The following is an 18800-nucleotide window of genomic DNA, read 5'->3' on the forward strand; positions in this document are numbered from 1 at the left end:
TTACTACGTCGCACACCAGTTTGAAGCAACCCGGCGTTTACCGGAAAACTAGTTACGTCTAACGCTATGAGATCGTTCTTTACGGTAGGACTATTGACCCTGGTGGCAGGTCTCGGCCTCTTGTGGCCAACGTTTACATATGCCACCCACGTACGGGCAGGCGAGATTACCACCCGGCGTTTGCCTAGTTCGGGTTCCGGTCTGACGTATGAGATTACCCTGACGGCCTACTACGACGTGACCAATCGGCAAAGCCAGGATGCCGCCAGTGCTGCTACCGAATCCCTATTCTGTTTTGGCGATGGCAATTTCCAGAACGTACCCCGCCAGTCGATTCGGCCCCTCAATGCTGCCACCACGGTTAACGTGTACCGTATTGTGTACACCTATGCGGGACCAGGTACATTTACTATATCGGCGCGGGTCATCAACCGTAACGATAACACCCGCAACATCAACAACGGTAATTCTGTTAATGTCAATTTCTTTGTCTCAACGACCATCTCTGCCAACGGATCGCTGGGGCTAAATACCAACCCGGTATTACTCAACCCACCCGTCGATACTGCTCGCATCGGGCAGCGCTATTGCCACAACCCCGCCGCTTTCGACCCTGACGGCGATAGCCTCTCCTACCGCATCGCCACGCCCCAGCGATCAGCCGACGAGATCGGCAACGTGAATGCCGTAGCCTGCCGCTCGCTGCCCGTGCCGGTGTATGTGCTGCCTAACGTTATCGGGGCACCAGGCCGCACCGAGGCTGGCAACTCACCGGCCACCTTCACCGTCGACCCCCGTACCGGCGACGTCTGCTGGGACGCCCCCGTCGAGGCCGGCCAGTACAACTACGCCTTCGTCATCCAGGAATGGCGACAGGGCGTGCTGATCGGCGAGATCACCCGCGACGTGCAGGTCATCGTCCTCGACGGACCCAACCGACGACCCCTCATCGACCCCATCGCCGACCTCTGCGCCGAGGCGGGCTCCTTGATCACCCAGGCCATCCGGGCCACCGACCCCGACGGCAACCGCATCCTCCTGCAGGGCTACGGCGGGCCCTTCAACCGCACCCCCGAGGGCACTCAGTTCAGCCCCGCCCTGCTGCCCCCCGCCTACGCCAGCCTCACTCCGGCGGGCTCCCAGCCCTCGCCGGCCACGGGCACCTTCGCCTGGCAGACCAACTGCGGCCAGCTGCGCGACGAGCCCTACCAGATCACCATCAAGGCCACCGACCAGCCCCCCCGGGGCACGGCCTTCTCGCTCAACTCCTACGAGAGCTTCAACGTGCAGCTCATCGCCCCCCGGCCCCAGAACCTGACGGCCCGCCCCCTGGCCGGGGTGGGCACCAGCGGGCGGGCCATCCAGCTCAACTGGAGCGTGTATGGCTGCCTGCCCCCCGCGCCCCCCACTGATCAGCAGCCCTCGCAGATGCTCATCTACCGCCAGGAGGGCTGCGATACGCGTAGGCCGGTCGATTGCCAGACGGGCATTCTGCCGGGTTACACACTCATTGGCAGCGTGCCCCTGACGGCAACGACCTTCACCGACACCACCAACTTGCGGCGGGGGGTGAGCTACACCTACCGCATCGTGGCTCAGTTTGCCCTGCCCACCGGCGGGGAGAGCGTCGTTTCAGCGGGTGTGTGCCTGAGCCTGCCCCTGCTGGCTCCGGTCATCACCCAGGTGACGGTCGACACTACCGGGGCGGCTACGGGGCCAGGCCGGGGCGTGATCACCGTGCGCTGGAGTCGGCCCATCGGGCTCAACCCTGCCGACGGGGGCGGGCCCTTCCAGTACCGGCTGCTGCGGGCCGAAGGCGCCACCAGCACAGCCTTTACGCAGTTGACAGCGGTTAACACCAGCCTGTTGCCCAATGTAGTGGACACGGTCTTTGTCGACCGGGGTATCAACACGGCTGCTCAGGTGTACCGCTACCGGCTGGAGTTCTACACGACGGTCAACGGAGCCCTGCTGCGGCAGGAGACCACCGAGATCGCCAACAGCGTGCGGCTGAGCGCCGCCGGTGGCATCCGCCAGATCGAGCTGAGCTGGGCGGCCACTGTGCCCTGGAGCAATGACAACCAGACGCATCTGGTGTACCGCAGTCGGACGGGCCCAGCGGGTCCCTTCAACCTGATTGCCCAGGTGGCCGTGCAGGGCCCCGCCACCTACCGCTACGTGGATAGTGGGGCGGACTTGGTGGCTTCGGATGGTAACACGGGCGGCATGCTCTCGCTAAACAGCAGCTACTGCTACCGGGTGCAGACCGTGGGCCAATACAGCGACGCCACGATTCGGGCTCGTACGGGGCGGCTGCTCAACTTTAGCCAGATACAATGCGCCACCCCGGGCGACACCACCCGGCCCTGCGCCCCGGCCCTGACGGTGGATCAGTTGAACTGCGCCAGTCTGGCTCCGGATGCCTTTTGCAACCAGAGCACGTTTACTAACACCTTGAATTGGACGTACCCGGCTCAGTCGGGGGGGCAGGCCTGTGATGCCCGCATCGCGTCCTACAACATTTACTACGCCCGCTACGAGGGTGACAGTCTGCGGCTGCTAGCCAACGTACCCGCGCCGACCACCACGTTTTTGCATCAGAATCTGACCACGGTAGCGGGTTGCTACGAGGTGCGGGCGGTCAACAACCGGGGCCTGGAGAGCGGTCCCAGCAACCGGGTGTGCAAAGACATCTGCCCCCTGTTTGCGTTGCCGAATCTGTTCACCCCCAACGGGGATGGCAAGAACGACGTGTTTGCGCCGCTGCGCTGCCCCCGATTTGTGGAGCGGGTAGAGGTGGTGATCTACAACCGGTGGGGGGCGAAGGTCTACGAGTCGGCGGGCCCGTTGCTGGCCTGGAGTGGGCAGACCTCAGCGGGTAAAGAGTTGCCGGGCGGGTTGTACTATTACGAGGTGCGGGTGGTGTATGCGGGCTTGCAGCGCAACGCCGCCCCGCAGGTGCAGAAGGGCTATGTGCAGCTCATCCGAGACGCCATCGGCATGCGGGGATAAGTAATCACCCCATTTCCTAGAGGCAGTTGGCGGGCGTCAGGTGGAAGCTGCGGGTGAACAGGCGATGTTCGGTATACACCGGAACAAACAGCAGTTTCCACTTGAGCGCGACGTCAATGGTGTAGGCCAGTTCCGTTGGGGATACCTGCCGGTAGCTGACTGTGCGGTCCCAGTCAAAAATGGGAAACAGGTTATGCGCAAACGGACGTACATCCAGCACAACCCGACTAAAAATCGAGTCGCGGGGGTACGTCAGGTGGGTCATGTTCTGAAGTTGAAACGTGGGCGCCTTAATCAACTCGTTGACGTGCTGAAATCCGCTCAGACTGTCCAGTTGGTAACAGCCGTTTAGTTGAATCGGCAACCGGTCAGCGGGGGGGAAACGGTCGGATTGACTAATACAGAAAAACGCCCCAGCAATCAACGCGAACGTACCCACGTACCGAAACGCTGAGGACCTTTTTGGCTGTCGATGCAGCCAGTACTGCCAGGCCAGTACCACACCCAGCAGCAACGCGATGTTCAGGATCGTCCAGAGGATATAGTTCATATTAAGTAACGCCCGGCTTCAGCCGTGTCGCACTAGTAGCCAAACGAGACGCAATACGACGACACGGCTGGAGCCGGGCGTTACTTGACGTACCCAGTTCAGGCGAGCAAGGTTCGTTCGGCTTGCTGGGTACGTTCGGCACCAAAGCCAGCGAGTGCCTGTTGCATAGCCCCGACGATCTGTTCGTTCATCAGATTACCGATGCTGCCTTCATGGGTGTGGTGCAGTTCGCGGGGGGGCTGGTAGGTGTGTTCGGCGATTTCTTTCCCCACGGTACGATACGCCTCCCGGAACGGTACACCATCGAGCACCAGCGCATTGACCCGTTCTACGCTGAACAGCAGGTCGTATTTGGGGTCGTCGAGCAGGTTGGGTTTTACTTGCACATGTTCGAGCATGTAATCGGCGATGTGAAGGCAGTCGAGCAGGTCGTCGAAAGCGGGCATCAGCACTTCTTTCAGAAGCTGCATGTCGCGGTGGTAACCCGAAGGCAGGTTGCTCAACACCAGCGTTACCTCCATCGGCAGGGCTTTCAGGCGGTTGCATTTGGCCCGCAGCAGCTCGGCCACGTCAGGATTTTTCTTGTGTGGCATAATGCTGCTGCCCGTCGTGAGGGCTTCGGGCAGTACCAGAAAACCAAAATTCTGGCTGTTGTAGAGGCACACATCCATCGCCAGCCGCGAGAGGGTGCTGGCAATGGCCGCCAGCGCGTTGAGGGCCGTCTGTTCGGTTTTGCCCCGGCTCATCTGCGCATACACCACATTAACGTGCATACCTTCAAAGCCCAGCAGATCGGTGGTCAGCGTCCGGTTGAGGGGGAACGACGAGCCGTAGCCCGCCCCCGACCCCAGCGGGTTGCGGTTGGCAAAGCGATAGGCCGTTTGCAGCGTCAGCATATCGTCGGCGAGGGCTTCGGCATAAGCGCCAAACCACAGCCCGAACGACGACGGCATGGCAATTTGCAGGTGTGTATAGCCCGGTAGTAAATCGGCTTTGTGCTCGTCGGAGCGGGCGATGAGGCGGTCAAACACGCGTTGGGTCGCCTCGGCTACCTGCCACAGGCGGGTCCGGGTGAACAGCTTCAGATCAACCAGCACCTGATCGTTGCGCGACCGGCCCGAATGGATCTTCTTCCCTACGTCGCCCAGCGCCCGCGTCAGTTGCAGTTCCACCTGCGAGTGCACGTCTTCTACGTCATCTTCGATCACAAACTGCCCGGCTTCGATTTGTCCGTAGATGGCTTTCAACTCGCTCTGTAGCGCGGTCAGTTCGTCGGAGGTGAGCAGGCCAATGGTTTCGAGCATTCGGGCGTGGGCGAGGTTACCCAGTACGTCGAATGGGGCCAGATGCAGGTCCATTTCGCGGTCGCGGCCGACCGTAAAGCGTTCTATTTCGGCGGCGGTCGAGACGCCATCTTTTTGCCAAAGCTTAGCCAATGCGTGAATGATTGAGTAATGGAGCGAATAAACGGCCTCGCTCGGTAGCAGTCAGCCACAAAGGTCGCAAAGAAAGCGGTGGGCAAGCAAACAGACGACGGATAGATTTCCCGAATCGGCTTACTGAGGGCGCTGCCAAATGAGCGTTTCCCCAGTAGCCTCCTTGAAGAAGTTGGGACATTGTCCATCACCCCCGCCCGAAAATCCACCGCTAGGCGAGCAGATCCGTTGGCAGGTAGTATCGAACAGGATATCGTACATGTCGCAGCAGTCCGACAGCGCGAAATAGACGTACCGATTCTGATATAGGTAGCGGCGAATGGATACGAAATGCAGATTGGTCTTCTCAAACTGGCCATTCTGCTGAATGATGGTCCGAATACAGGCAGGTACGTCAGTCGGCGCGGGCTCAGTGCTCCGGCTGCAGGCGAGTAAGGCGGCTAGGCCAACTAATAGCACGTAACGTTTCATCATGATGCCGTTTTAGCCCTTGATTCCGGCAGAACCAACTTCGTTGGAATTGGACAAAACACCCCGTCAGTCGACCGTTTCCCGCGGGATGCAACCCGCCCCTGCCCCGTCAGGCCACTGGCTGGTAAAGCCCGACAGAATACCGACCTGTCTTAAACTGCACCCTATCTTTGCCGGTTGAAGACTCAGACTACATAACGAATCAACCGCGATGCTATACCCGCTTACATTCACCCCCCAGTTTAAAGACAAAATCTGGGGCGGCCATAAAATCAAAACCATCCTGGGCAAAGACTTCCCAACCGGCCCGGATGGCCAACCGCTACCCAACTGTGGTGAAACCTGGGAAATTTCGGGGGTACCGGGCAACATTTCTGTCGTCAAAGAAGGTGCGCTGGTGGGCGAAAACCTGCAGGCCATTCTGGAAAAATTTAAAGAGGAACTGGTGGGCAAACACGTCTACGAACGCTACGGCAACGAGTTTCCGCTGCTGGTGAAGTTCATCGACGCCAACGACGACCTCAGCATTCAGGTGCACCCCAACGACGAACTCGCCCGCGCCCGCCACAACAGTTTCGGCAAAACCGAGATGTGGTACATCCTGCAAGCCGACGAGGGAGCCAAGCTCAACTCGGGTTTCAACCGCGAAGTGACGAAAGACGAATACGTGAAAGCCGTTGCCGACAACACGCTCCCCGAGATCCTGAACATCGAAGAAGCCAAACCCGGCGACGTGTTCTTCCTGCCGGCCGGTCGGGTGCATTACATCGGAAAAGGGTTGTTGCTCGCCGAGATTCAGCAAACCTCCGACATCACGTACCGGATCTACGATTTCGACCGAAAAGACGATAAGGGACAGACGCGCGAACTGCATACCGAGCAGGCTGTTGACGCCATCGATTACCACTATTACGGCGAGTATAAAACAAGCTACGACCACAAGCAGAACGAGGGCGTGAACGCCGTTAAGAGCGATTATTTCGTGACCAACGTGCTCGATTTCGATCAGGAAGTGATGCACGACTACACCCACCTCGACTCGTTCGTGATTCTGGTGTGCGTGGATGGCTCCCTGACGATTCAGGCAACGGGTGGCTATTCGGTGCCGCTGAAAAAGGGCGAATGCGCGCTGATTCCGGCGTCGACACCCTCGGTAACGCTCGTCCCCAACGGCCACATGACCCTGCTCGAATCATACGTACCGTAAGGGATTTCAGGCCCTACTGAACCGCCCCGGCCGCTCAACAGCATCGAGCAGCCGGGGCGGTTGTCGTATGCACTTTTTGGTCGTTCGGCATCCACTCGGAAACCAAACACCGAGTATCATGGCCAATTTCGACGACATTCTGTTTGCAGGCCGACCGCAGGCCTACGGGGCCTATGCGCTCCGGCAAGCCTACCGCCCCACGCTGGGCCGCGCCGTTTTATTGGGGAGCGTTCTGTTTCTGGGTACGTTGCAACTGCCCCGCCTCTATGCGCTGGTCAAACCCGACAAGACGCAGTTCATGGATGAAGTAATCCTGGAACACGTTACCCTCGATACCCCACCCGCCGACCCGGTCGTTATTCCGCCTCAAACGCAGCCTGCGCCCACCGTGGCAACGGTGCGTAACCTGGTGCCCGATGTGGTGGCCGAAGCACCCGACGACGTACCTGACGTGGCGACGGTCGACGAATTGAAGGAAGCCACCTCGGGACAGACAACGCAGGAAGGCACGGGCGAGGTCGAGTTTATTGCTCCGCCCGAAGCCTCGAAAGGTCCCACGGTTATCGAGCACGCGCTGGAGGTGACGCCACCCGAGAAAGAGGCCGTTTTTGTCTCGGTTGAACAGGAACCACAGTTTCCGGGTGGCCGGGCTGCCCTGACCGATTTCCTGCAAAAGCAACTCCGTTACCCCGCCGAAGCCAGCCGGGTCAATGCACAGGGCAAGGTATTCATCGGATTCACGGTCAACACCGACGGGAGTATCGTGGATGCGGCGGTGTTGAAGGGGCTCGGGTTTGGCACCGACGAAGAAGCCCTGCGCGTACTGCGCAGCATGCCACGCTGGAAACCCGGTCGGCAGGCAGGCCGCGCTGTCCGGGTCAGGTACGTCCTGCCCATCACCTTCGCGCTGGAATAACGTGATGGCACCGCAGCGGCGGACCGTGCGGTGCTATCCCCATCACCAACCTCACATTTCGCCTTCCACGCCCAGACCGAACAGGGCGAAGTCATAGCGAACAGGGTCGGTGGGGTCGAACTGGCGAAGGGTGTTGGTAAGGGCCACGGCGGCTTTCCAGTCGGTTTTGGGCGTTTCGCCGGGTGACGAACCGCCGCCGGACGACGGACCCACGCGCCTCGTGCCGAGCAGACCCAGCTTACTGGCCACGCGCCCCACGTGCACGTCGATAGGAATAACCAGTTGATCGGGCCGGATGCGTTGCCAGAGGCCAAAATCCACGCCCATATCGTCGCGGCGGACCATCCAGCGCAGAAACATATTGAGCCGTTTGCAGCCCGAATTGCGGGCCGGTGTGGCAATGTGCTTCCGGGTACGTTCGGGAAAGAATAGTCCCGCCTCGCCGGTGGTGTCGCAAAACCGGTCGTGGAAGGCGATGAGGTGCGGCTCCGTGGTTGGGCTGTCGGCCCCGCCCCCTGCGGGCAGAAAGGCATCTTCCAGCGTTTCGTAGCGGTTGTAGTACTTCTTCAGAAAATGGAGGAAGTAGAGCGTATCAGTGGTGTTGAACGTGCGGTGCTTAAACGCCAGAAACCGGCGCAGGTCGCTGTCTTCGTGGTAGCGGATGAAGTCATACGGCACGCCCTCCATGAGCGTAACGAGTTCATTGGCTTTCTGCAAAATCACCGGCCGTTGCCCCCAGGCCAGCACAGCGGCCCAAAATCCCATGATTTCGATATCCTGCAACCGCGAAAACCGGTGCGGAATGCTGATGGGGTCACGCGCAATAAAGGCCGGACGATTATACTGATCGACTTTCTGGTCGAGGAGTTCTTGAATGGCTTGCATACCTCCTTAACCACGAAGCCGCCGCGTTTATTCACGCCGCTTAGTTCAGGTACTGAAAAAGGGGCGTTTGCGAATTGGTCCGCACATAATTGCCTGTTACGGTGGCGGCATCGCCAAACCCGCAATTGGCCGACTCGTCGAGGAAATCAACGCAGGCGCCATCGTTGAAGAAGGTCAGCCTGATGGCACATTTCCCTTTTTCGGCGGAGGTATAAATAGCCTGATTACCCGATAGCCGAAGCAAGGTCCGATCGATGATGGCCAGGTGGCGGGCCGGTTCGCCCGTAACGCCCTGCATGGCAATCCAGATGTTGCGGGCGTCGAGCTGCTGTACGTAGAGTGTCGCCGAGCTGGCTTTCGGGCCAAAGTTATACTCATACGTACCCGTCAGATCGGTCAGCTTCAGGGGTTTCTCCGGTTTAGTAGCCACTCCGCTGGTCAGGTCGAACGGCATTTCGGGGCCAGCTGCTGACGGGCTGTTCCACAGCCCCAGAAAGCCTTTGCTGGTTCGTTTGCCGCTGTAGATCCCCATCACATTGCCTTTCTTGTCGAACTCGTGCATCAATAACGAGGGTCCGTGCAACGTACCTACTACCTGAATGGGTATGCCGCTGCGCGTGTAGACCAGTGTACCGTAGGCCAGATTGTTGGCGGTTGTCAGCGTTAGCGAGACGGGGTAATTGGCCACGTGTCCTTCATACAACCGCGTGGTTTGCATGGGAACAGTCTCAGCCAGACCAACCAATTTCGCTACTGACCACAACGATGTCAGGGCATTTTTCATACGCTAGAGGCTCTAAAAATGGGGGCGACACCCAAGCTGGCTCCCGGCGTTCAGCGATTACACTTAAGCCTGGGCGCGTTTCAGAATGCTTCCCAGTAAACTCCCTGCAAACGTCAGACCAATTGCGCCGTAAAGCGAGAATAATTCTATTTCGAGATCCACGCTCGAGGGCGATGGGCCTATCACGACGTAGTAACCTACGCCCAGCAAAAAGGCCTGTAACAGAGCCAATACCCAGCCTTTGCGCGGTTCGGCGAAGCCAATAGCCGCCCCCGAAGCCGTTGCTACCAGGTAGGGCCAGTGCACCACCGGTGTTTGTTTAATGATAAAAAGCAGTAGCGCCGCATTGAGTGCTGTCAGGACTGCATGTTTAAGCAAAGACCGATCCAGAAACAACTGCGATTTAGGATTCGGTAGGCCCAGAACGTCGCGCGCTGCGGCCAGTGCCGCTTCGGCCCGCGCCATGTCCTGATTAGCCTCTGCCGGCTGCCCAATTTTCTGGCGGGTCAGGCCGCGCCAATGATAAGCCTCGGCGGTATTTCCGTGGAAAATCGCTTTATCAAAATCCTGAAAGGCCGTCTGGTAATTGCCCTGCTCGTAATGGATCTGGCCGGTGTCGAGGTGCAGCTCCGCAATGGTATCGTCGAAGCTTTTGGCTTTCGCCAGATCGTTCAGCGCGGCTTCGGTGTCGCCCAGTGCCCGGTAAATGCGGGCACGGTACAGATACGCCACGCCAAACTTCGGATGATCGATCAGCGCCTGATTGAAATAGACCAACGACGCCGCCAACTGATCGGTCTGGTAGAGCAGGATGCCGTTGTGTAGTTGCTCGGCCTGTTTCTCGGCTTCACTCCGCTGATCGGCATAGTATTTCAGGTAGATGATGTAGCCTACAAACGAAGCCACCGTCAGGAATTCAATCATACAGCTCAGGGATTACCCGCTACCTGAACAACCCCGGCCGGGCGACTTTTGTGCCCGCTTTTCGCCGTAATCGACTGGCCAGCTGCCCCCACGCCTGTTATTTTTTTGGGAGGATCTTGCGGGTAAATGTTTCGAACCGAACGGCACCAAACGGCTTCAGGTCAACGGTTCTTGGGGGTTGAGACTTGGTGAGCTGCCCCGATGCATCGAACGTCAGCGGTTGCAACACGACGTCGTGCAGCCACCAGTCGGGTCGTTTGGGATCAAACTGGAACGTGACGATCTGCATGGTTTTTTCGCCGAAACCCACCGTGCTGACAAACGACAGAAAATTGCCGTTGATCGTCACTCGGGTAAACGGATCTTGCCGGGAGTTGCCCCCACCGCAGGTCGAGCAGGCCACGAGTTGATCGTTGTATACGGCGGTGCGGAGCTGCCCGTTGGGCTGATGCAACAACAACAGCACCCGACGCGAATAGCCGCCTTTGGGATCATCGGGTTTCTGCTGGGTGTTCTGGGCAATAACGACGATGTCGGGCTGTTTGTCGTTGTTAATGTCGCCCACAAAGTGGCGGAAGTAACGGTAGACGCCCGGCGTTTGCCCAATATGCCGCTGATACAGCACCACCGAGTCGGCCGTAAGCAAGACCCGTCCCTGGGCCATTAGCTGGTGAACTGCCCCACTTAGTAGCAGGAAAGCAAGCAGTGCAATGTGTGATGGCTGTTTCATAGTGTCAACTTGCGAACGGGCTAAAATAAGGCTTTTACGGTATCGCGGCCCGCTAAGGTTACGGGAATGCATTAATCCGGCTCGTTGCGCCGATGGGCTCAGTTGCACCAACGCCCCAATGCGAGTCAATCACGTTGGGGCGTTGGTAACCTCAGGAAGGCGAATGGCTTATTTTTTAGCCCGTTTCAGCAGGTCATCGCGTTTCAGGGTGAGCATGCGGCCAACGGGTTGCCCGTTGCGGTACGTAACGGCGCGCAGGGTCACGTCGCCTTCGGGCACGGCGATGGGCTGGCTATACCGCTGGCTGTAGCGGCCGGGCACGGTGTCGTCGAGTGAGTAAAAAATATCGGTGCCGGGTACCTCAGCGTCGAGCATCAGGGTCAGTTTGTTGTCGGCGATACTCGTGCTGACGATGGGGTCATAGGCCGCGCGGGCGTAGTTAACCCCGGCGGCATCGGCGCGGCGCATCTGGGCTTCGAGGCGCGGAATAAACCCGGCCCAGTCGCGGCGGTTGCGCGGCGTCCAGAAAACCTCCGACAGCGCCCAGGTACGTGGGTACGTCATGTACTCGGCATGGGCCAAAGTCGGAATCTGCTCGGTCCAGAGGTTACCCTGCCCACCCAGAATGCGCGTCGAGTCGATGCCAGCGGGCACCGGTTCGAACTCGTAACAGGTTTTCAGGCGCAGGCTGGCGTAGATACGGGGTTCTACCGTCGGGTCGCCCTGCATGTAGTCGATGTAGGCAAAGGTGCTGGGCGTCATCACCACATCGTGGCCCTGCTGAGCGGCTTCGATACCGCCTTTCATGCCCCGCCAGCTCATCACGGTCGCGCTGGGCGACACGTCGCCTTCCAGGATCTCGTCCCACCCCAGGAATTTCTTGCCTTTGGCATTGATGATCTTTTCGACCCGCTTCATGAAATAACCCTGAAGCTGTTCCACATTCTTCATGCCTTCTTTCTGCATCAGCGCCTGACAACCAGGGTCTTTTTCCCAATACCCTTTGTAGCACTCATCGCCTCCGGCGTGGATGTAGGGCCCCGGAAAGAGCGCGGCCACTTCGGTAAACACCTTGTCGAGCGTGGCATAGACGGCCTCATCCGACGGGTTCAACGTATTGTCTATCAGCATCTTGAACGTGCCATTGCCGTACCACTCGGCAAACTGCGTACCAGGATTGACCCGCACCGACGTGTCTTTGCTGCAAGACAGGTTGGGGTACGCCGCCAGCATCGCCATGCTGTGGCCGGGGATGTCGATCTCAGGCACGATGGTGATGTTGCGGGCCTGCGCGTACTTCACCACCTCCCGGATGTCGTCCTGCGTGTAGAAGCCGCCGTAGGTTGCGGCTTCACCGGGTTTGGGATTCGGGCGCTCGCCAAAGTGACCATCGCGCGGGACGCGCCAGGCGCCCACGCTCGTGAGCCGGGGCAGACTTTTGATCTCGATCCGCCAGCCGTTGTCGTCGGTCAGGTGCCAGTGAAACGTATTCAGTTTGAGGCGGGCCAGTTCGTCGATGTAGCGCATCACATCGGCTTTCGGGAAGAAGTGACGGCTCACATCGAGCATCACCCCCCGCCACCCAAAGCGCGGGTAATCGACGATCTGCACGGCAGGTACGTTGGCAGGCTGGGTACGTTCGGTCGAGGCAGGCCGTTCGGTAGGTATTAGTTGCAGCAATGTCTGAGCCCCGTAAAACAGCCCGGCGGGTTGGTTGGCCGTGATGGTAACGCCTTTGGGACTGCTGCTCAGCCGGTATCCTTCGCGGCCCAGTTTGGCGTCGGGGGTAGACGTCAGAGCCAGCAGAATCGTGTTGGTCGGTACGGCGGCAGCGCGGCTCGTCAGCGTGAGGCTTGTTTGCTCGGCTAGTTGCCGGGAGAGCATTGCCGCCACCGAGGCCGACTCCGGTTTATTGTAGGTGATAGTCGTGGCCTTTGTCAGCGTAAAATGACCGGGTTGAGGCTGCACCGACACCGGCTGCGGGATGAGCTGAATCTGGGCCTGAGCCAGCGAGGAAACAAGTAGACCCGTAAAAAAAAGAAAGCGCATAGGAGACTGTGATTAGGAATCAGGTACGTTAGCGGTCGATGGGATTAACGACCGTAAGGCCGGGAATGTGGGTGAAGTCAGCCGTATTTCGGGTATAAAGCTCGAAGCCGTTCAGCAGGGCCGTGGCGGCAATGATTGCATCGCCAAGCGACATTTTTCTTTGCTGACGAAGTTCAACGGCTTTATCGATGACATAATCATCAATCGACAATACGGCTGCTGTATTGAATAATCCTTTTAGGTATCGTTCGTCATCAGATGTAATCTGTTGAAAGCCCAGTGCTTCAACCTTGGAAATACTAGACAGATATGTTCCTTTTTTAATCAGTAAAGCGCGCAGAAAGGCATACTCCGCCTTGGCAGCGTAGATGATAATGTTTGAATCAACAATAATCATTATTCATCCCGAAAGGGCAGTTTTCGGTCTTGACGAGACTCCCGAAGATGCTCCAGCATTGCGTCAATGTCCATGTTAGGGCTACCCCTGAGCACTGCTTCTCGTAGCGAAGCCTGTTCCTCATCACTCATCGGTTTTTTCGGGACTATAGGTGTTTTTGGCTGCAGCTTGATCAGGTCTAAGTCAGCTAAGTCTTCCAGCAAGCGAATTGCTTTTGGGTTCAGGATTTCCACCGAATACATCGTCATCGGTCCGTCGGTTTGGTATTTCTTTCACAAGATACGAAACAGCCTGTTTGTTCCTTTGCGACGCCCATCCTGCTCAATACCCCACCAGCCGAATCGCGCCAGCATCAAAGGGAATGGGGTTCCAGTGGTCGTGCAGCACTAGGGCTGTACCGAGTGCGGAAGCCTGAGCCACTTCCGAGGCCTGCAACCGGCAATGGGGCAGTGCCGCTGCCAGCCCCCACATGAATACGTCGTTTCGCGAAAAGCCACCATCTACATACACGTTTCGAATACCCGACCCACCGATGGCCAGCTGGAGCGAGGCCAGCTGCTGGGCAATCAGGTCGAGCATAAACTGGTGGTACGCCTCTTCGTAGGTCGTGAAGGCGTTCAGGTTGCGCTCCACGAAGGGACTTTCGCGCAGGTCGGTCAGGTACGTGTCGGCGGGTTTGGGCTGTTGAAACTGCGCCTGTACGCGCTGCATGAGCGCCGCGTCGTAACGTACCTGCCGGAAGGTGTTCAAGTCGACGTGGAAATAATCGGCCAGGTGCCGGACATGGCGCTCGTGTTCATTGCCCGCAAACAGGCGCGAAGCTTTCACCGGCTTTCCGTCGTATCCAAGATAGCACAGGCAATCCTGCCGAAGCTCGTCGACGGTGAGGGGCTCGTCGTTGAACGGGTTCATGCTCACGGCCCAGGTGCCGGTCGACAGCAGCGCAAACGGCTCAGCAAAAGCCCGTCGATAGGGCACCAGCGCCGCCGACGAATCGTGCATGCCGATGCCCGCAACCACGCCATTGTCGAGCGTAAAACTGGTCATGGATGGCAGTGGCGGCTGGCAGAGTGCAGAAAGCCCTTCGCGGCCTGTCCAGTCGTGGTACGTGTTCTGACTAAAATCCCAGAGCGCGGTGTGGCAGCCCACGCTGGTAATTTCCGAAACGGGTTGGCCCGTCAGCAGGTACGCGATGTATTGCGGCAGATGCAGCGAATGGGCGATCTGCCCAAACAGGGCCGGTTTGGTGTGCTTGAGCCAGTAGAGTTGCAGGCCCGAGTTGAGCATACCCAGATCGGGTGAGGCTGTTTGGGCGCAAAACTGGTCGACGGGGCCATATTGCTCGAAAAATCGCCCGTGCAGGTCGCGGGGAAATTCGCGCAGATAGTTGTAGAGCGGCGCGATGGGCTGCCCCTGCGCATCCAGATGCACCAGGCTCGCCCCGTAGGCCGACACGTTCACCGCCCGCAACGACCACTGCGGCTGGGCCAACAGCCATTGATAGGTATCACGTACCCAGTCCGTTAGCCGGTGCAGGTCGTCGCAGTGAAAACCGTCATCGTCGGTGATTTCGGTAAACGGGGTCTGGTCTTCGTGCAGCAGCGTATAGTGCTGATCGAACACCAGCACCTTCTTGTTGGTCTTGCCAACATCAAACACAGCACAGACGGGGGTTTTAATCGAGTTCAAGGTCTAACGTTTAAAGTTGCTTCGCTATCTCACGCGTTCTAGGTCAGTCGGAGCAACCTTAAACGTCAGACCCGCAGCGGCGGACCGCTTGAACGTTAAACTCATTTACAGTCCCGTGGCGATAGCTTTGGCGCCGCGCTGACCGATCAGTTGCTGACGGATGGCTTGTTCGCGGAAGAGGGCCAGCGGGGCCAGGGCACCACCGGCTCGTAGGCGGGCTTCGGCGACCAGCGGGCGCACGTCGGTGCGGAAGGCATCCTGTAGAATCTCCTGCGCCGTCACCACATCGTTGGCATTACGAGCCTCGGTCAGCCGGGCCTGATCAACCAGCAGCGCCTGGGCGTAGGCAATCTGGATGGCCTCCACGCTTTGCAGCAGGTCTTCGAGCGGGTCTTTCACGTTATGGCTGGCGTCGATCATCCAGCCCAGATCGGTGGCGTGGTTCATACCGCGCGCATCCATGCCCTCGACGAGTTCGTTAAAGATCAGAAAGAGCTGATAGGGCCGGATGCTGCCCACCGTCAGGTCGTCGTCGCCGTATTTCGAGTCGTTGAAGTGGAACCCGCCGAGCTTGCCCTCCATCAGCAGCAGCGACACAATCTGCTCGATGTTGGCATTGGGCAGGTGGTGGCCCAGATCGACCAGCGTATAGGCCTGCGGACCCAGCTTCTGGGCGTAGAGCAGGCTGCTGCCCCAGTCGCCCACAGTCATCGAATAGAAATTGGGCTCGAAGGCTTTGTATTCGACAAACACTTTCCAGTCGGGCGGCAGGGCGGCGTAGATTTCCTGGAGCGATTCGTAGGTACGTTGGAACGCCTGCCGGAAATTCAACTGCCCCGGAAAACACGATCCATCCGACAGCCAGACGGTCAGCGATTTCGACCCCAGTTCTACACCGTGCCGGATCACCTCAATGTTGTGGTCGATGGCCTGCCGCCGCACCGCCGCGTCGACGTGCTGCAACGAGCCAAATTTGTATGATTCGGCCCGGCCGCGTTCGGGTTGGTCGGACGATGGCGTCCCCGGCTGATCCTGGAAGGTGTTGGAGTTGACGGCGTCGAAGGCCAGCCCCAGTGCGGCGGCCCGTTCCCGCGTGGCGGCAGCATCGGCCGGGATATCCCAGGGAATGTGCAGCGAAATGGCCCCCGACGACCGATTAAGCGCATGAAGCAGCCCAACATCGTCGATTTTTTCGTCGAGCGATCGGGGTTCGCCCCCGCCGGGAAAGCGCCCGAAGCGTGTGCCGCCCGTACCCAAGGCCCAGCTGGGAATAGCGACCTGATAGGCCATCAGCTTCTCGATGATGGCCTCGGTCTTGTCAACCTCGCCCGTCCAGGGGGCCAGTTGCTGTTTGTGTTTCGAAAGCCGCGCGTCGTTGTGCTGCGCGAGCTGGTCTGAGTTTAGGAGCATAACTAGTTTAATGTTTGACGTTTAAAGTTTGACGTTTGAGAACACGCTGGCGAAGCAACGTCAAACTTTAAACGTCAAACATTAAACAAACTTTACCGCACAAACGCCATGGCCACGCCGCCGTCGACGTTGAGCACGTTACCGGTCGATTTGGAAAGCAGGCCACCTACGAAAGCGAAACAGGCGTTGGCAATATCGTCGGGCAGGATCACCTCGTTGAGCAGGGTACGTTTGGCGTAATAGGCGGGCAGCTCTTCCACCGATACGCCGTAGGCTTTGGCGCGCCCCTCGGCCCAGCCACCCGCCCAGATGTTGGAGTCGGCGATGACGGCGTCGGGGTTGACGGTGTTGACGCGGATTTTGTCGGCCCCCAGTTCGGCGGCGTTGAGGCGGCTCAGGTGCAGTTGGGCCGCTTTGGCCGAGCCATAGCCCGCATTGTTGGGGCCAGCCACCAGCGCATTTTTCGAGACGACGTTGATGATGTCGCCGCCCAGGCCCTGCTGGCGCATCACGGCCACAGCAGCTTTCGACACCATAAACTGGCCTTTCACCAGGATATCGTAGAGCCGGTCCCACTCCTCGATGGTGTGCTCGGCAATGGGCTTCGAGATACTGATACCCGCGTTGTTGACGATGATGTCGACCCCGCCGAAAGCCAGACTCGCGGCTTCCATCGCGGCTTCGATGCTGCGCCAGTCGGTCACGTTGAGCGGAGTGGTAGCAACGGCATCTTTCCCGAACGACTTGACAAACTCGGCCTGTGCGCCAGCGAGCCGCTCTTCGTTGATGTCGTTGAGCACCACGCAGGCGCCTTCCTGCGCAAACTTTTTAGCGATGGCTTTGCCGATACCGCCTGCGCTCCCCGTCACGAGCGCGATGCGGCCCGAGAGCGGTTTCGGCTTTGGCATCCGTTGCAGCTTGGCTTCTTCTAGCAACCAATATTCGATATCGAACGCTTCCTGACGCGGCAGCGAGGTATATTCCGAAATGGCTTCGGCTCCGCGCATCACGTTGATGGCGTTGATGTAAAACTCAGCCGCCACCCGCGCCGTCTGCTTGTCTTTGGCGAAGGCGAACATCCCCACGCCGGGCCACAGCAGCACCACCGGATTGGCATCTCGAATGGCGGGGCTGTTGGGGTGTTTGCAGGCCTCGTAATAGGCCGTATACATGGCCCGGTAGTCGGCAAAGGCCGGTTCGAGTTTGGCCTTGATCGCAGCCGGGTCGGTCAGGTCTTCGTCGGGCGCGAGGGCCAGTACCAGCGGGCTGATTTTGGTACGCAGAAAATGATCGGGACAGGACGTACCCATGGGAGCCAGCCGCGCCAGATCGTGACTATTGATAAACTCCAGCACGCGGGCATCGTCAGTGAAATGCCCGATCATGGGGCCGCTTCGGTGCACCGATTCGCTGCTGCACAGGCCACGCAATACCGGGGCCAGCTTCGCCGCCTGTTGGGTACGTTGGTCGGCAAGCAACGCGCTCAGAGCTTCACCGCCAAAGGCGGCACCCCCTTTGGCGTAATTTTCGTCCAGGTACGTAGCGCAGGTCTCGATCACGTCGAGCGTGTTGAGGTAACTTTCGTAGGCTGTGTTCCCCCAGGTAAACAGGCCATGCGAGCCGAGCATAATGCCCCGGATGCCGGGATTTTCGGCCAGACACTGTTCCAGTTTCAACCCCAGATCGAAGCCCGGCCGCTGCCAGTCGACCCAGCCGATCTGGCCGTTGAACAGTTCCTGCGTGATGCGTTTGCCGTCTTTAGCGGCGGCGATGGCAATGGCCGCGTCGGGATGGAGGTGATCGACGTGGGCGAAGGGCAGAAAGGCGTGCAGCGGCGTGTCGATCGACGGGGCTTTGGAGTCGAGATCGTAGAGGCAGTAGTTGAACAGGCCCACCATCTCGTCTTCAAAGGCGAGTCCCCGGTACCGCGTTTTCAGCGCCTGTAACCGATCCATGTAAAGCGCAGCGAGGCCATTGCGTTTCATGGTGCCCAGATCGCCGCCCGAGCCTTTCACCCACATCACCAGCGTATCCTGGCCGGTGAGCGGGTCGGGCGCCATGGCTTTGCACGACGTGTTGCCGCCACCGTAGTTGGTGAGGCGGAGGTCGGCGCCCAACAGGTTGGAGCGATAGACCAGCAACGCCACTTCGCGTTCGGCGCCGGGAAGAGCATCAAATTTGGCGGCTTCGGCCTCGTCCCAGAGGTAACTTACGTGTTTGTATGATTGGGTAACAGACATGGCTAAACGATCAGGTATACGGGGCAAAAGTAGGTTTTTGCGAAACCCTACCTTCCCATCACTTACCACCCACCTTACCAGTAGATTTGGGCCGCGCTAC

Annotated in this window: 16 protein-coding genes; 3 read left to right on the forward strand and 13 right to left on the reverse strand. The window is 58.9% G+C overall.

The genetic code is table 11. The annotated features are described in order from the left end of the window. The first annotated feature begins 66 nt into the window (after positions 1-66). A complete protein-coding gene (locus tag ACAW74_RS17000) occupies positions 67-3012 on the forward strand; it encodes a T9SS type B sorting domain-containing protein (protein ID WP_370699413.1) in 2946 nt (981 codons plus the stop codon). A 16-nt stretch (positions 3013-3028) separates the two neighbouring features. Here the strand turns inward: ACAW74_RS17000 and ACAW74_RS17005 are convergent, their stop codons facing one another. From ACAW74_RS17005 to ACAW74_RS17015, 3 genes are all read right to left on the reverse strand, one after another. Then, positions 3029-3562 carry a hypothetical protein gene (locus ACAW74_RS17005; protein WP_370699414.1) on the reverse strand — a complete coding sequence of 178 codons (534 nt, stop codon included), beginning with the start codon at positions 3560-3562 and terminating at the stop codon, positions 3029-3031. Positions 3563-3660: 98 nt separating this feature from the next. Further along, positions 3661-4920, reverse strand: coding sequence for an argininosuccinate lyase (gene argH / locus ACAW74_RS17010; protein ID WP_370699898.1), 1260 nt, complete (start codon positions 4918-4920; stop codon positions 3661-3663). A 198-nt stretch (positions 4921-5118) separates the two neighbouring features. Next, a complete protein-coding gene (locus ACAW74_RS17015) occupies positions 5119-5472 on the reverse strand; it encodes a DUF6970 domain-containing protein (protein WP_370699415.1) in 354 nt (117 codons plus the stop codon). Between the two features lie 208 nt (positions 5473-5680). On the opposite strand from ACAW74_RS17015, the gene ACAW74_RS17020 reads away from it, so the two are divergent. Continuing rightward, positions 5681-6676, forward strand: coding sequence for a type I phosphomannose isomerase catalytic subunit (locus ACAW74_RS17020; protein ID WP_370699416.1), 996 nt, complete (start codon positions 5681-5683; stop codon positions 6674-6676). A 118-nt stretch (positions 6677-6794) separates the two neighbouring features. Further along, positions 6795-7592, forward strand: coding sequence for an energy transducer TonB (locus ACAW74_RS17025; RefSeq protein ID WP_370699417.1), 798 nt, complete (start codon positions 6795-6797; stop codon positions 7590-7592). A 51-nt stretch (positions 7593-7643) separates the two neighbouring features. Here the strand turns inward: ACAW74_RS17025 and ACAW74_RS17030 are convergent, their stop codons facing one another. The 10 genes from ACAW74_RS17030 to ACAW74_RS17075 form a co-directional block, all read right to left on the reverse strand. Then, on the reverse strand, positions 7644-8477 hold the full coding sequence (locus ACAW74_RS17030) for a TIGR02757 family protein (protein WP_370699418.1): 834 nt from the start codon (positions 8475-8477) through the stop codon (positions 7644-7646). A 40-nt stretch (positions 8478-8517) separates the two neighbouring features. Continuing rightward, on the reverse strand, positions 8518-9261 hold the full coding sequence (locus ACAW74_RS17035) for a hypothetical protein (protein WP_370699419.1): 744 nt from the start codon (positions 9259-9261) through the stop codon (positions 8518-8520). 63 nt (positions 9262-9324) lie between these two features. Continuing rightward, entirely contained in the window at positions 9325-10185 is an 861-nt protein-coding gene (locus ACAW74_RS17040) for a tetratricopeptide repeat protein (RefSeq protein WP_370699420.1), read from the reverse strand. A 97-nt stretch (positions 10186-10282) separates the two neighbouring features. Further along, the gene (locus tag ACAW74_RS17045; protein ID WP_370699421.1) at positions 10283-10915 is read right to left on the reverse strand and encodes a hypothetical protein; all 633 of its coding nucleotides are present in this window, start codon (positions 10913-10915) and stop codon (positions 10283-10285) included. A 168-nt stretch (positions 10916-11083) separates the two neighbouring features. Continuing rightward, positions 11084-12964: a beta-N-acetylhexosaminidase gene (locus tag ACAW74_RS17050; protein WP_370699422.1), complete on the reverse strand. Its 1881-nt coding sequence runs from the start codon at positions 12962-12964 to the stop codon at positions 11084-11086. 28 nt (positions 12965-12992) lie between these two features. Next, positions 12993-13361, reverse strand: a complete 369-nt coding sequence (locus ACAW74_RS17055) for a type II toxin-antitoxin system VapC family toxin (RefSeq protein ID WP_370699423.1) — start codon at positions 13359-13361, stop codon at positions 12993-12995. Continuing rightward, the gene (locus ACAW74_RS17060) at positions 13361-13609 is read right to left on the reverse strand and encodes a hypothetical protein (protein ID WP_370699424.1); all 249 of its coding nucleotides are present in this window, start codon (positions 13607-13609) and stop codon (positions 13361-13363) included. The genes ACAW74_RS17055 and ACAW74_RS17060 overlap by 1 nt, the downstream gene beginning before the upstream one ends. A 73-nt stretch (positions 13610-13682) precedes the next feature. Continuing rightward, complete coding sequence (locus ACAW74_RS17065) at positions 13683-15050, reverse strand: FGGY-family carbohydrate kinase (protein ID WP_370699425.1); 1368 nt, start codon at positions 15048-15050, stop codon at positions 13683-13685. A gap of 105 nt (positions 15051-15155) precedes the next feature. Continuing rightward, positions 15156-16460 (reverse strand): sugar isomerase, encoded by a 1305-nt coding sequence (locus tag ACAW74_RS17070; protein WP_370699426.1) that lies wholly within the window; start codon positions 16458-16460, stop codon positions 15156-15158. Between the two features lie 92 nt (positions 16461-16552). After that, a complete protein-coding gene (locus tag ACAW74_RS17075; protein ID WP_370699427.1) occupies positions 16553-18700 on the reverse strand; it encodes a bifunctional aldolase/short-chain dehydrogenase in 2148 nt (715 codons plus the stop codon). Between the last annotated feature and the right edge of the window lie 100 nt (positions 18701-18800).

Origin of the sequence: Fibrella musci, assembly GCF_041321105.1 — a bacterium.
In the GTDB taxonomy this organism is placed as follows: Bacteria; Bacteroidota; Bacteroidia; order Cytophagales; family Spirosomataceae; genus Fibrella; species Fibrella musci.

What these genes read in the sequence shown, in the direction of transcription:
- ACAW74_RS17000 (WP_370699413.1), top strand. Translation starts at nt 67, where the DNA reads ATGAGATCGTTCTTTACGGTAGGACTATTGACCCTGGTGGCAGGTCTC.
- ACAW74_RS17005 (WP_370699414.1), bottom strand. Translation starts at nt 3,562, where the DNA reads ATGAACTATATCCTCTGGACGATCCTGAACATCGCGTTGCTGCTGGGT.
- argH (WP_370699898.1), bottom strand. Translation starts at nt 4,920, where the DNA reads ATGGACCTGCATCTGGCCCCATTCGACGTACTGGGTAACCTCGCCCAC.
- ACAW74_RS17015 (WP_370699415.1), bottom strand. Translation starts at nt 5,472, where the DNA reads ATGATGAAACGTTACGTGCTATTAGTTGGCCTAGCCGCCTTACTCGCC.
- ACAW74_RS17020 (WP_370699416.1), top strand. Translation starts at nt 5,681, where the DNA reads ATGCTATACCCGCTTACATTCACCCCCCAGTTTAAAGACAAAATCTGG.
- ACAW74_RS17025 (WP_370699417.1), top strand. Translation starts at nt 6,795, where the DNA reads ATGGCCAATTTCGACGACATTCTGTTTGCAGGCCGACCGCAGGCCTAC.
- ACAW74_RS17030 (WP_370699418.1), bottom strand. Translation starts at nt 8,477, where the DNA reads ATGCAAGCCATTCAAGAACTCCTCGACCAGAAAGTCGATCAGTATAAT.
- ACAW74_RS17035 (WP_370699419.1), bottom strand. Translation starts at nt 9,261, where the DNA reads ATGAAAAATGCCCTGACATCGTTGTGGTCAGTAGCGAAATTGGTTGGT.
- ACAW74_RS17040 (WP_370699420.1), bottom strand. Translation starts at nt 10,185, where the DNA reads ATGATTGAATTCCTGACGGTGGCTTCGTTTGTAGGCTACATCATCTAC.
- ACAW74_RS17045 (WP_370699421.1), bottom strand. Translation starts at nt 10,915, where the DNA reads ATGAAACAGCCATCACACATTGCACTGCTTGCTTTCCTGCTACTAAGT.
- ACAW74_RS17050 (WP_370699422.1), bottom strand. Translation starts at nt 12,964, where the DNA reads ATGCGCTTTCTTTTTTTTACGGGTCTACTTGTTTCCTCGCTGGCTCAG.
- ACAW74_RS17055 (WP_370699423.1), bottom strand. Translation starts at nt 13,361, where the DNA reads ATGATTATTGTTGATTCAAACATTATCATCTACGCTGCCAAGGCGGAG.
- ACAW74_RS17060 (WP_370699424.1), bottom strand. Translation starts at nt 13,609, where the DNA reads ATGACGATGTATTCGGTGGAAATCCTGAACCCAAAAGCAATTCGCTTG.
- ACAW74_RS17070 (WP_370699426.1), bottom strand. Translation starts at nt 16,460, where the DNA reads ATGCTCCTAAACTCAGACCAGCTCGCGCAGCACAACGACGCGCGGCTT.
- ACAW74_RS17075 (WP_370699427.1), bottom strand. Translation starts at nt 18,700, where the DNA reads ATGTCTGTTACCCAATCATACAAACACGTAAGTTACCTCTGGGACGAG.